This is a genomic window from Collimonas sp. NPDC087041, from assembly GCF_044745265.1.
GTDB lineage: Bacteria > Pseudomonadota > Gammaproteobacteria > Burkholderiales > Burkholderiaceae_D > Collimonas.
On the sequence record NZ_JBIUZX010000006.1, the window covers coordinates 128,914 to 141,863 of the forward strand.

Sequence of the window (12,950 nt, forward strand, 5' to 3'; positions counted from 1 at the left end):
CCAGGCAGCGGTTGACACGTCAGCATCAGAACAGGAGATATTATTGGCCGTTGTCGTCAACGATAAGAAATTGACGGACGCGACGCTTATCTTGCGTACCGCAGCCAACGGCATCATTGTGCCGGCGCAGCTATTGAGCGATGCTCGCCTGCGCCTGCCGCAAAGCGCAGCCATCAACAGCCACCAAGACCATTATTACCCGCTCGACGCCCTGCCCGGCGTGCATGCGGAAATAGATGCCGGCACCCAGACCCTCAACATCCATGCGCCGCCGGGCGCCTTCACCGATTCGGCGTTCAATCTTGGAGACCATCGGCCGCTATTGGTGCAGGCCGCGGAAACCGGCGCCTTCCTGAACTACGACGTCAATTACGCAAAAGCGCAAAACCAGGCACAAGGTCAAAACCAGACCAACCTCTCCGGCCTGGTAGAGGTCGGAGTATTCAGCGGCGGCGGCACCTATACCAGCCGCTTTGTCGGTTCCGACCTGACTGGACAACGCACAGTATTCCGTCTCGACAGCCAGTACACGCGCGACTTTCCGGAACAACAGGCAACGCTGGTGGTGGGCGACAGCATCAGCGGCTCCAGCGCCTTGTCGCATCAGGTCTATTTTGGTGGACTCCAGTGGCACACAAAATTCTCGACCATTCCCGGCTTCCAACCGATTCCACTGCCGACATTCAGCGGAACGGCAGCGGCGCCTTCCGTGGTCGACATCTACGTCAACAACATCCTGCGGCTCAAGCAGCCGGTCGATACCGGCCCGTTCACGATCAACAACCTGCCGGTGTATGCCGGACAGGGTAATGTGCAGATGGTGGTGCACGATGTGCTGGGACGCCAGCAGGTCTACACGCAAAGCTACATCACCAGCGCCCAGCTGCTGCGCCAAGGCACCAAGGATGTCTCCTACGAAATCGGCGCATTGCGCAACAACTTCGGCACCAGTCAGAGCGACTACGGCAGAACCTTCAGTTCCGCCACGGTGCGCTATGGCGTCAGCGATGCCACCACCATTGAAAGCCATGGCGAGCTGATGCGCGGCCGCGAATCGGCCAGCTTCGGCGCCACCGTTGCTGTGCCGGATATCGGCCTGCTGAGCGGCGGCATCGCTGCCAGCAACTCCGAACGCGGCAACGCTACCCAGCAATATGTTCAGTTCGACCGCCAGGGTTCCCTGTACGCGCTGACCTTGCGCGGACAAACCGCCGGCGCGCGCTTCTGGCAGCTCGGCCTGGACGACGGCATACTGGCGCCGGCGCAGCAGATACAAGCGCAAGCCAATGTCTCGCTGAATGAACGGACCAACTTCGCGCTCGGCTACCTGAGCCAGGTCAACCGCGGCCAGGACAACGTGCGTGCCGTCAACGCCGGCATCAACTTCAACCTGCGCGAATACGGCAGCATCAGCGTCGGCCTGCTGAAATCGCTGACGCAAGATCGCTCACTGTCGGCGAATTTTGTCTGGGTCATTCCGCTCGGACACCAAAGTTTCCTGCAAGTGGTGGCCAACCGGCAGCAAGGTAGCAAATCATTCAGCACCGAATACCAGCAAACCGTTCCGCAGGAAGGTGGCTGGGGCTACCGCGCACGCAAAACCTTATTCGACAACGGCGGCGAAGATATCGGCGCCAACTACCTCGGCAGCACCGGCGAATACACCTTCGACGCCAATCGCATCAACGATCAAACCAATCTGCAACTCGAAGCGCGCGGCGGCATCGTGCTGCTTGGCGGCCATGTCCGCGCCGCGCGCTGGATGGATGAAAGTTTCGCGATGGTTGAGGTGCCGGTCAGCCAGCCGATCGATATCTATGCCAACAACATCAAGGTGGGCCATACCGACAAGGATGGCGTCGGCTTCATCCCACGCCTGGTTCCCTACGAATCGAACAACGTCTATCTGGATGACGCACATCTGCCACTGTCGATGACGCTGGACCTGTCGCAAAAATCCGTCACCCCCGGCTACAGGACCGGCAGCCTGCTGAAATTCAGCGCCCGTCAAAACCAGAGCGCCACGCTGACCCTGACTGACCGGCAAGGAAAGCCGCTCGCCACTGGCACCCTGGTCTATGTCAACGGCAGCAAGACGGCACAGGAAGTCGCCTTGCGCGGACAAGTGTTCATTCCCGAAATCGCCTACCCCGCAGCCATCGTCGTAGTCGACAACGACAGCGGCGAAACCAAATGCAGTTTCGACATTGCAGCGCTTGCCAAGATGGAAGCTTTCCCGCAACTGGGCCCTTATTCCTGCGGCAGGGAGAACAAATGAAATTCGGCTTGAAATGGCTGGCAGCGGGCGCAATGCTCGCGCTGCCGCTGAGCGCGCAGGCGTTGCTGGCCGACTGCACCGTTGCCGGCAGCGGCGTCGCCTTTGGCAGCTACGCCTCGCCCGGCAGCACCAGTTCCACCGGCACCGGGACCGTTACCGTCACTTGCACCGGCCTCGGACTCCTGGTGAGCTATACCATTCAACTGAACGCCGGCAACGGTACCTTTGCCACGCGCCTGCTGAAATCGGGCGTCACCAATTCGCTCAACTACAATATGTACACAGACACCGCGCGCACCATCGTGTGGGGCGACGGCAGCGCCAGCACCAGCACCGTATCCGACAGCTATCTGCTCAGCATCGGCAGTAATGCACGCAGCTACACCGCCTACGGCCTCATTCCTGCCAGCCAGAACAAACCGGCTGGAACCTATACCGATACGCTGACCATCACGATCACTTACTGAGGTAATCCGCGACAGGTTCAGTATCCGACAGACATAAAAAAAGCCGATCGCGAGATCGGCTTCTTGCTATGCAGGCAGCTTAAGCAGCCGCCGACAGCTCTTTAGATTTCTTCGTACAGCGGCAAGGTCAGGAATTCGGCAAAAGCAGCCGAAGTCGACATTTCCTCAAATATCTTGGCAGCGCGATCGTAAGTAGCGCCATCGCCGACCAGCGCCTTGACCTTGGCCAGTTCTTGCGGAATCATCGCGACCACCATCTCTGCGGTGACTTTCTTGCCATCTTCCAGCACGCCCTTGGTCGAGCGGATCCATTGCCAAACTTGGGCACGGCTGATTTCCGCAGTTGCCGCATCTTCCATCAGGTTATGGATAGGCACGCAACCGTTGCCAGCCAACCAGGCGCCCAGGTAGTGGATGCCGACGTTGATGTTGTAGCGCAAACCGGCTTCGGTGATCGGTGCTTCCGGCTTGAAGTCGAGCAGCTCGGCGGCGCTGACATTGACGTCGTCGCGCTGCTTGCTGATCTGGTTCGGCTTGTCGCCCAATACCTTCTTGAATTCGGTCATGGCCAGTTCAACCAGGCCCGGATGAGCCACCCAGCCGCCGTCGTAGCCGTCGGTGGCATCGCGCGCCTTGTCGGTGCGTACACCGCCCATGGCGATTTCATTCTTTTCCGGATCGTTCTTGATCGGGATCAGTGCTGCCATACCGCCGATTGCCGGCGCATTGCGCTTGTGGCAGGTCTTCAGCAGCAGCAACGCATAGGAACGCATGAACGGTGCAGTCATCGTCACCTTGGCGCGGTCGGCCAGGCAGAAATCCTTGTCCAGCTTGAATTTCTTGATGCAGGAGAAGATGTAATCCCAACGGCCGGCATTCAGGCCAGAGCTGTGTTCACGCAGTTCGTACAGGATTTCATCCATTTCGAAAGCGGCAAGGATGGTTTCGATCAGCACGGTCGCCTTGATCGTGCCTTGCGGCAGGCCGAGTTCGTTTTGCGTCATCACGAAGATGTCGTTCCACAGGCGTGCTTCCAGATGCGATTCCATCTTCGGCAGGTAGAAGTACGGGCCGGCGCCGCGCGCCAGTTGCTCCTTGGCGTTGTGGAACATGAACAACGCGAAGTCAAAAATGCCGCCGGAGACGCGCTTGCCGTCGACCAGCACATGTTTTTCATCGAGGTGCCAACCGCGCGGGCGCACCACCAGCGTGGCGACCTTGTCGTTCAGCTTGTACGACTTGCCGTTCTGTTCCAGCGAAATGGTTTTACGGATCGCGTCGCGCAGGTTGATCTGACCAGTGATCTGGTTATCCCATACTGGCGAGTTCGAATCCTCGAAGTCGGTCATGTAGCTGTCAGCGCCGGAATTGAAGGCATTGATCACCATCTTGCGCTCGACCGGGCCGGTGATTTCCACGCGGCGGCATTCCAGTGCCTGAGGAATCGGTGCAATCTTCCAGTCGCCGTTGCGGATATGGGCGGTTTCAGGCAGGAAGTCAGGGCGCTCGCCAGCATCCAGACGCTTGGCGCGCTCGACACGTACTGCCAGCAATTCCTGGCGACGCGCTTCGAAAGCGCGGCTGAGCTTGGCGACCAGCGCCAGCGCGTCCGGGGTCAGAATCTCGGCGTATCCGGCTTCAATCGCGCCGTTGATTTCCATGCCGGCTGGCAGTGTCAGTTGAGTCATGCGTTGCTCCTGTTTATTCTGTCAAATAATCAATGTCGTCTACAACGATGGCACAGCGCATTCGCATTGTGCACCGCTACATTCCGGTTTTTACCATGCTGGATATGCAGAATCCTGAATGGCATTATCTAATTTTTACGCTATATAGTATATTTAAACCAAATCATCATAGGTAAAACGATTTATCATTTGATCTATGCGTTTTAGTCACAAATGAGCTTAGCACAAGCTTGCATCCCTCAAACTTACTTCACGGTCGACAGTGGATCAATTCAAGCAAATTTCTACTTTTGTCGAGGTAGCTGCGAAGGGCAGCCTGTCGGCCGCGGCACGCGCCGAAGGGATTGCGCCGGCCATGATCGGACGACGCCTGGACGCATTAGAGGAACGCCTCGGTGTGAAGCTTTTGCAACGCACCACCCGCAAAATCGCCCTCACCAATGAGGGTGAAGCCTTCCTCGAAGATTGCCAGCGCATCCTGTCCGACCTGGAAAATGCCGAATCGGCGGTTTCCGAGCGCAGCGCCCATGCCAGCGGCCACCTGCTGATTTCCGCGCCGGCCGGCTTCGGCCGCCAGCATGTGGCGCCACTGATGCCCTCCTTCCTGACCGAACATCGCGACGTCACCCTCACCCTTAACCTGAACGACCGCGTGGTCGACCTGATCGGCGAAGGCATCGACGTCGCCATCCGCATCGCCTCGCTGTCCGATTCGTCGCTGGTCGGCGCCAAGCTGGCCGACAACAAGCGCATCGTGGTGGCCTCGCCGGCCTACATCAAACGCCACGGCAAGCCGGAAACCGTAGACGACCTGCAAAAGCACAATTGCCTGGCGATGAGCAGCGAAGGCAGCCAGCGCGGCTGGAGCTTCCGCCAGAACGGCAAGGTGGTCACGGTCAAGGTGGACGGCAATATGGTCTGCAACGACGGCCAGGTGCTGCACGACTGGGCGTTGGCCGGCAAGGGACTGGCCTGGCGCTCGATGTGGGAAGTCGGCAGCGAGATTGAATCCGGCAAACTGGTCACGGTATTGGATGAATTTGCCGCACCGGGCAATGATATTTACGCAGTATTTGCGCAACGGCGCCACCTGCCGCTGCGGATCCGCGTCTTCGTCGATTTCCTGCGGCGCGCCTATGCCCAGCCGGATTATTGGCGCCACGGTTGAGCTCGCCTTTTCATTTTCGGCATGACTGATGTATAATAATGCCCAGTTGCACGGCATTCTGCGTGCAACACCCTCTCAAAGGGGAGTAGCTCCTAAGCATTGACATGGCGTATCGCTGACTGTCGATGCTTTGCAAGGTAGTCGTCATCACGGAACAGGCACAACGCCTGCGCCCGGTTACCTTGGCAGCAATGCTGTTGAGCAAGACCTTTGTCGGCATGGTATCCATGCAGGCAAGGTGTCGCGCTTACTCTCCGCCACTTCCTGTAGTTGTCCATGCCTGTGAGGTTATTTACTAACCCTTGTTGGAGACTGTATGGATTTTTCTGGTTTTTTCTCAATGCTGGGCATGGCTGACTGGAACGCTGGCGCCTTCTTTGCCGCACTGTTGGCGATTATTGTCATCGACCTGGTGCTGGCCGGCGATAACGCCATCGTGATCGCGATGGCGGCACGCAACCTGCCCGACCACCTGCGCCGCAAAGCCATCCTCTGGGGCACCGCGGGTGCGGTGATCATGCGCGTGCTGATGACCATCGGCGTAGTCTGGCTGCTCAAGATACCTGGCCTGCTGCTGGTCGGCGGCGTCGCCCTGCTGTGGATCGCCTACCGGCTGCTGACTCAGTCCGATGACGGTGAAGCACACGGCGTCAAAGCCACCACCATGGCCGCTGCGTTGAAGACCATCATCATCGCCGATACCGTCATGGGTATCGACAACGTACTGGGCGTGGCCGGCGCCGCCAAAGGCAGCATGGCGCTGGTAATCATCGGCTTGCTGATTTCGGTGCCGATCATGGTCTGGGGCTCGACCCTGGCGCTGAAACTGATCGAACGCTTCCCGGTCACGATCTTCATCGGTGCAGCGATCCTGGTGTACACCGCGATGCACATGATCGTCACAGAACCGGTCCTGAAACCATTCTGGGATAGCTTGCCGGGGCTGAACTATGCGGCTTATGTGCTGGGCTTTGTGGTGGTGCTGGGCGGCGGCTGGCTGGTATCGAAGCGACGCGCTGATGTCAAGGTCGCCGAGTAAGCTTGATATATTGACACACCAAGCTGCAAGAGTTGAAAGCCCCGCCTGATAATCAGGCGGGGCTTTTTTTCATCGTGCCACGTGCGAATTTCACGACAACCGCGTGGGCAGAAAGACCTGCCCACCCTACCGGCGATTCAATCTGCGTGCTACGCCGCCAGTATCCGCTGGTGAAAAGCCAGATGATCCTCGATCAAGGTCGAGATGAAATAATAACCGTGGTCGTAAGCCGCATGCCGACGCAGTTTCAAACGCTGCCCCGCCTGCGCACAGGCTGCCTCAAACCGTTCAGGCAACAACTGTTCGGCAAGGAATTTGTCGCCCAAACCCTGATCGATCAATATCTCTTGCGGAAACGGCCGCTTCGCATCCAGCACCAGTTGCGTCGCGTCATAGTCGCGCCAGCTGGCCTGGTCTGCACCCAGATAATGAGTGAACGCCTTTTGACCCCACGGACACTGGCTGGGCGCTGCAATCGGCGCAAACGCCGACACCGAACGGAACACATCCGGATTGCGCAAGGCCAGCACCAGCGCGCCATGGCCGCCCATCGAATGGCCAAAGATGCCAAGATTGTCGGCCTGCGCCGGAAATTCCTGGATCACTGTCTGCCTTAGCTCGTGCAAAATATAAGAATACATTTTGAAGTGCTGCGCCCACGGCGCTTGCGTCGCATCCAGATAGAAGCCGGCGCCGTTGCCGAAATCCCAGCTGGCGTCCACGCCATCAATGCCGGTATCACGCGGGCTGGTATCCGGCGTCACCAGCATGATGCCGTGCTGCGCGGCATAGCGTTGCGCACCGGCCTTGATCATGAAAGTCTCTTCAGTGCAGGTCAGCCCCGCCAGAAAAAACAGCACCGGCACCGGACCAGCCTTCGCCTGCGGCGGCTGGAACACGGAAAAGCGCATCGGCAATCCGATCTCGGCCGACGCATGCCGGTAAAACCCCTGCGTACCGCCGAAGCAGGCATGTTCGCTGATGATTTCCATCAGTAGATCACCACCGAGCGAATCGACTCACCGCTCTTCATCAGATCGAAGCCTTCATTGATGCGATCCAGCGGCAAGCTGTGCGTGATCAGATCGTCGATGTTCAATTTACCCTCCATGTACCAATCGACGATCTTCGGCACATCGGTGCGGCCACGAGCGCCGCCGAAAGCCGAGCCTTTCCAGACCCGGCCAGTCACCAGCTGGAATGGCCGCGTGCTGATTTCCTGACCGGCGGCAGCAACGCCGATCACGATCGACTGGCCCCAGCCCTTGTGACAGCACTCCAGCGCCTGGCGCATGGTAGTGGTGTTGCCAATGCATTCAAAGCTGTAGTCGGCACCGCCATCGGTCAGTCCAACGATGGCGTCGACCACGTTTTCCACTTCCTTGGCATTGACGAAATGTGTCATGCCGAACTTGCGCGCCATTGCTTCACGCGCCGGATTGATATCGACGCCAATGATCTTGTCGGCGCCAACCATGCGCGCCGCCTGGATTACATTGAGGCCAATGCCGCCCAGCCCGAACACCACCACATTGGCGCCCGCTTCCACCTTGGCGGTGAACAGCACGGCGCCGACGCCAGTGGTGACGCCGCAGCCGATGTAGCAGACCTTGTCGAACGGCGCATCGCTGCGAATCTTGGCCAAGGCGATTTCCGGCACCACGATGTAATTGGAAAAGGTCGATGTCCCCATGTAGTGGAAGATCGGCTTGCCGTCGATCGAAAAACGGCTGGTGGCATCCGGCATCAGGCCGCGGCCCTGGGTCGAACGGATCGACTGGCACAGGTTGGTCTTTTGCGACAGGCAGAATTTGCACTCGCGGCATTCCGGCGTGTACAACGGGATCACGTGATCGTCCTTCTTCAGGCTCTTCACGCCCGGACCGACATCGACCACCACACCGGCGCCTTCATGGCCCAGGATCGATGGGAAAATCCCCTCCGGATCGGCGCCGGACAAGGTGTAGTAATCGGTATGGCAAATCCCGGTGGCCTTGATCTCCACCAGCACTTCACCGGCGCGCGGACCGCTCAGCTCGACTTCTTCGATCGTCAGTGGCTGACCGGCTTTCCATGCGATAGCTGCCTTGGTTTTCATGTTGATGCTCCTTGATCGGGATAATTTTGGAAATAATAAATGAATGAATTAGAATGAATTATTCGGCGTCGCGAATCTTGGTCAGCGCATCGTCGATGCGCTCCACCGCGATGATCTTCAAGCCTTCGATGTCTTGCTTCGGTGCGTTCGATTTCGGGATCATCGCAATCGAGAATCCCAGCTTGGCCGCTTCACGCAAACGTTCCTGGCCGCGCGGAGCGGGACGGATTTCGCCCGCCAGGCCAACCTCGCCGAACACCACCAGCCCGCGCGGTAGCGGCCGGTTGCGCATCGATGAATTGATCGCCAGCAGCACTGCCAGGTCGGCAGCCGGTTCGGTGATCTTGACGCCGCCGACCGCGTTGATGAACACGTCCTGGTCGAACGCAGCAATCCCGGCATGCCGGTGCAACACCGCCAGCAGCATCGCCAGCCGATTCTGCTCCAACCCAACCGACAGCCGGCGCGCATTCGGCACATGCGATGCATCGACCAACGCCTGGATCTCCACCAGCAACGGCCGCGTGCCTTCCTGCGTCACCATTACGCAGGAACCCGGCACCTGGTTATCGTGCTGCGACAGGAATAGCGCCGACGGATTCGACACGCCCTTCAAACCTTTTTCGGTCATCGCGAACACGCCCAGCTCATTGACTGCGCCGAAACGATTCTTGAACGCCCGCACCAGGCGGAAACTGGAATGGGTATCGCCCTCGAAATACAGTACCGTGTCGACAATGTGCTCCAACACGCGCGGCCCGGCCAACGCGCCTTCCTTGGTCACGTGGCCGACCATGATGATGGTGATGCCGGATTGCTTGGCGACGCGTGTCAGCTGCGCCGCACATTCGCGCACCTGCGCAACAGAACCCGGCGCCGAGCTGAGCGCATCCGAATACACGGTCTGAATCGAATCGATGACGGCGACTTCCGGCTTGTGCTCGACCAGCGTGTTGAGAATTTTCTCCAACTGTATTTCCGCCTGCAGCTTGAGATCCTGTGCGTCGACCGCCAACCGCTTGGCGCGCAACGCTATCTGCGCGCCGGATTCTTCGCCACTGACATACAGCACTTTTTTTATTTTTGACAGATTTGCCAATGCCTGCAGCAGCAATGTCGATTTACCGATCCCCGGATCGCCACCAATCAGCACCACGCCACCGGCCACCAGGCCACCACCTAGCACGCGGTCAAATTCTTCGATACCGGTACCGAAGCGCGGTACGTCAATCGCCTCGATATCGGCCAACGTCATCACCGGCGCCGTCTGCGCCAGGCCCTGGTGCTGGTTCGAGAAACGGTTACCGACCGCTTCAACAATGGTTTCCACCAGCGTGTTCCATTGTCCGCACGACGGGCATTGGCCGGTCCATTTATTGGCGACGCCGCCGCATTCGGTACAGGTGTAATTGGTTTTAGCTTTGGCCATTTTTTTGATTTACGGGACGGAGTTTGCCAGCCACCGAAGCGCGGCACATGACTCTGTTCCCAACTAATGAGAATAAGGCGGTTAAATTACAAAAACAGAAGATATTGCGCAGAGGCTGTCGAATGCACAATACAGCGTCACAGTTCCACTACTTAAATTACAAAAACAGAAGATATTGCGCAGAGGCTGTCGAATGCACAATACAGCGTCACAGTTCCACTACTTTAACCCGCGCCGCCAGCGCGCACATCAATTCATAACCGATCGTGCCAGCCGCGTGCGCCACTTCGTCGATTGGCAAGCCGTCGCCCCATAAAGTCACGGTGCTGCCGATGCCGGCGCCGGGCACATTGGTCAGGTCGACCGAGAACATGTCCATCGATACCCGTCCGACCGTGCCGGTGCGCACGCCGTCAACCAGCACCGGCGTATCGTTCGGCGCATGACGCGGATAGCCGTCGGCATAACCGCAAGCTACCACGCCAATCAGCATCGGCCCGGCGGCCACAAAACGGCTACCGTAACCGATTGCCTCGCCAGCCTCGATGCGTTGGATGCCAATGATCTTGCTGCGCAGCGTCATGGCCGGCCGCAAGCCGAACTGTTCAGCGCTGGTGGCGCCTGGGCTGGCGCCATACAACATGATGCCAGGCCGCACCCAATCGGATTTCAATTCGGGATGCATCAGGTCGGCAGCTGAATTGGCAATGCTGCGCTCATCGGGTAAGCCCACAACGCCTTGCTCAAACTGCTGCACCTGTTGTTGCAACGGTAAGCCCGGATTGAGCGGATCGTCGGCATTCGCGAAATGGGTCATCAGCGTGATCTTGCGCACCGCCGGAATCGACCGCAGGCGCTGGTAGGCGGCCCGATAGGCATCCGGCTTGAAACCGAGCCGGTTCATGCCGCTGTTCATCTTCAGATGGACATCCAACGGCCCTTCCAGGGCGGCGCGTTCGAGCAATGCGATCTGCTCCGTGCAATGCACGGCAAAATCGAGCCGCGCTTGCACCACGGTCTCAAGGTCAGCCGCATCGAATATCCCCTCCAGCAGCAGGATCGGCTTTTGCCAGCCGAGATCGCGCAACCGCAGCGCATTCTCCGGCTCGATCAATGCCAGGCCATCAGCCTCGGCAAAGCCGCGCATGCCGCGCTCCAATCCATGACCATATGCGTTCGCTTTGACTACCGCCCAGATTTTCGCATCAGGAGCATGCGATTTGGCAATATGCAAATTATGCTGCAAAGCGGAAATATCGATCGTGGCAACGAGGGGTCTGGGCATGGCGATAAAAAATGTATGACGATTCGTGGAAGCCTGCTATTTTACCGGATGCATCGCTGATGATGCTTTGGCAATCCGGCATACAAATGAATTCTGGATAATTGCCTTGAACGTTTTCGCTTTTGACACTCTCATAATCACGGACCGGTCATATTTTCATGGTATAAAGCATGCCGGGGACACATTGTTACATTCTGGGATGCGGATGAATCGCGGTTTTTACACCATCATGGCAGCGCAGTTTTTTTCTTCGCTAGCCGATAATGCCCTGCTTATAGCGGCAATAGCCTTACTGGCCGAAATGTCCTCGCCGGACTGGATGACGCCGCTGTTGAAATTGTTTTTTGTCTTGTCTTACGTGCTGTTGGCAGCTTTTGTCGGCGCTTTCGCCGATTCACTGCCAAAAGGCAAGGTGATGTTCATCACCAACATGATCAAGATATTTGGCTGCTTGATGATGTTCGTCGATGTCCATCCGCTGATCGCCTACGCGATTGTCGGCTTCGGCGCCGCAGCGTACTCACCTGCCAAATACGGCATCCTGACCGAACTGTTGCCACCGGAAAAACTGGTAGCGGCCAATGGCTGGATCGAAGGCCTGACGGTTTCCTCCATCATCCTCGGCACGGTCTTGGGCGGCGCACTGGTCAATCCACAAGTCGTATCCGTCCTGATGGAACTGCACATCCCGGTCCTGAACTGGAACCTCAACACGCCGACCCATGCCGCACTGACAGTGATTGCCATGCTGTACATCGTGGCCACCGTTTTCAACCTCAAGATTCCCGATACCGGCGCCCGCTACGCCAATCAGCAGCACCGCCCTAGCAAACTGATCGTCGACTTTGCCAATTGCTGTTCTATCCTCTGGAAAGACAAGCTGGGCCAGATCTCTCTGGCGGTCACCACCTTGTTCTGGGGCGCCGGCGCTACGCTGCAATTCATCGTATTGAAATGGGCCGAGAAATCGCTCGGTATGCCGCTCGACAAGGCGGCCATCCTGCAAGGCGTGGTGGCCTTCGGCGTCGCCATCGGGGCAATTGCCGCAGCCCGCATGGTTCCCTTGAAGAAATCGCTGACAGTCATGCCGATGGGCATCGTGATGGGCCTGGTAGTCATGGGAATGACCGTGGTGCACTCGGTGTGGGTCGCCTATCCGCTGCTGATCATCATTGGCGCCCTGTCTGGCTACTTCGTAGTGCCGATGAACGCGCTGCTGCAACACCGAGGCCACGTGCTGATGAGCGCCGGCCACTCTATCGCCGTGCAGAACTTCAATGAAAACCTGTCGGTGTTGACCATGCTGGTGCTATACGCATTCATGATCAAGATCGATCTTGACGTCAACATCGTGATTTTCATGTTCGGCTTCTTCGTCGCCGGCGTCATGTTCTTCATCATGCGCAAACACGCGGCCAACCAGCGTGAGCACGATTCGTTGGCATTGATTGGCGAAGTCAAACACTGATCTCGTGCGAAAAAGCTGCTGAAACGCCGC

Annotated in this window: 10 protein-coding genes; 5 read left to right on the top strand and 5 right to left on the bottom strand. The window is 58.1% G+C overall.

Going from position 1 to position 12,950, the window contains the following annotated elements:
- Positions 1-43 precede the first annotated feature (43 nt).
- Positions 44-2,278, top strand: a complete 2,235-nt coding sequence (locus tag ACIPF8_RS12950) for a fimbria/pilus outer membrane usher protein (protein ID WP_400421513.1) — start codon at positions 44-46, stop codon at positions 2,276-2,278.
- Entirely contained in the window at positions 2,275-2,745 is a 471-nt protein-coding gene (locus ACIPF8_RS12955) for a spore coat U domain-containing protein (protein ID WP_400421515.1), read from the top strand. Before ACIPF8_RS12950 ends, ACIPF8_RS12955 begins: the two co-directional genes overlap by 4 nt.
- Before the next feature lie 101 nt (positions 2,746-2,846).
- Here the strand turns inward: ACIPF8_RS12955 and aceB are convergent, their stop codons facing one another.
- Positions 2,847-4,433, bottom strand: coding sequence for a malate synthase A (gene aceB, locus ACIPF8_RS12960; RefSeq protein WP_400421517.1), 1,587 nt, complete (start codon positions 4,431-4,433; stop codon positions 2,847-2,849).
- A gap of 262 nt (positions 4,434-4,695) precedes the next feature.
- On the opposite strand from aceB, the gene ACIPF8_RS12965 reads away from it, so the two are divergent.
- Both ACIPF8_RS12965 and ACIPF8_RS12970 read left to right on the top strand, forming a co-directional pair.
- A complete protein-coding gene (locus ACIPF8_RS12965; RefSeq protein WP_400421519.1) occupies positions 4,696-5,601 on the top strand; it encodes a LysR family transcriptional regulator in 906 nt (301 codons plus the stop codon).
- A gap of 316 nt (positions 5,602-5,917) precedes the next feature.
- Positions 5,918-6,640 (top strand): TerC family protein, encoded by a 723-nt coding sequence (locus ACIPF8_RS12970; protein ID WP_400421521.1) that lies wholly within the window; start codon positions 5,918-5,920, stop codon positions 6,638-6,640.
- Positions 6,641-6,789: 149 nt separating this feature from the next.
- Here ACIPF8_RS12970 and fghA read toward each other — a convergent pair whose 3' ends face one another.
- From fghA to alr, 4 genes are all read right to left on the bottom strand, one after another.
- A complete protein-coding gene (gene fghA, locus ACIPF8_RS12975; RefSeq protein WP_400421883.1) occupies positions 6,790-7,635 on the bottom strand; it encodes an S-formylglutathione hydrolase in 846 nt (281 codons plus the stop codon).
- Entirely contained in the window at positions 7,632-8,738 is a 1,107-nt protein-coding gene (locus tag ACIPF8_RS12980) for an S-(hydroxymethyl)glutathione dehydrogenase/class III alcohol dehydrogenase (protein ID WP_400421523.1), read from the bottom strand. Before ACIPF8_RS12980 ends, fghA begins: the two co-directional genes overlap by 4 nt.
- Positions 8,739-8,796: 58 nt before the next feature.
- Entirely contained in the window at positions 8,797-10,167 is a 1,371-nt protein-coding gene (gene radA, locus ACIPF8_RS12985; RefSeq protein ID WP_400421524.1) for a DNA repair protein RadA, read from the bottom strand.
- 208 nt (positions 10,168-10,375) lie between these two features.
- Positions 10,376-11,452 carry an alanine racemase gene (alr, locus tag ACIPF8_RS12990; protein WP_400421526.1) on the bottom strand — a complete coding sequence of 359 codons (1,077 nt, stop codon included), beginning with the start codon at positions 11,450-11,452 and terminating at the stop codon, positions 10,376-10,378.
- A gap of 205 nt (positions 11,453-11,657) precedes the next feature.
- Here alr and lplT point away from each other — a divergent pair, with 205 nt between their 5' ends.
- Entirely contained in the window at positions 11,658-12,920 is a 1,263-nt protein-coding gene (lplT, locus tag ACIPF8_RS12995; RefSeq protein ID WP_400421528.1) for a lysophospholipid transporter LplT, read from the top strand.
- The last annotated feature ends 30 nt before the right edge of the window (positions 12,921-12,950 follow it).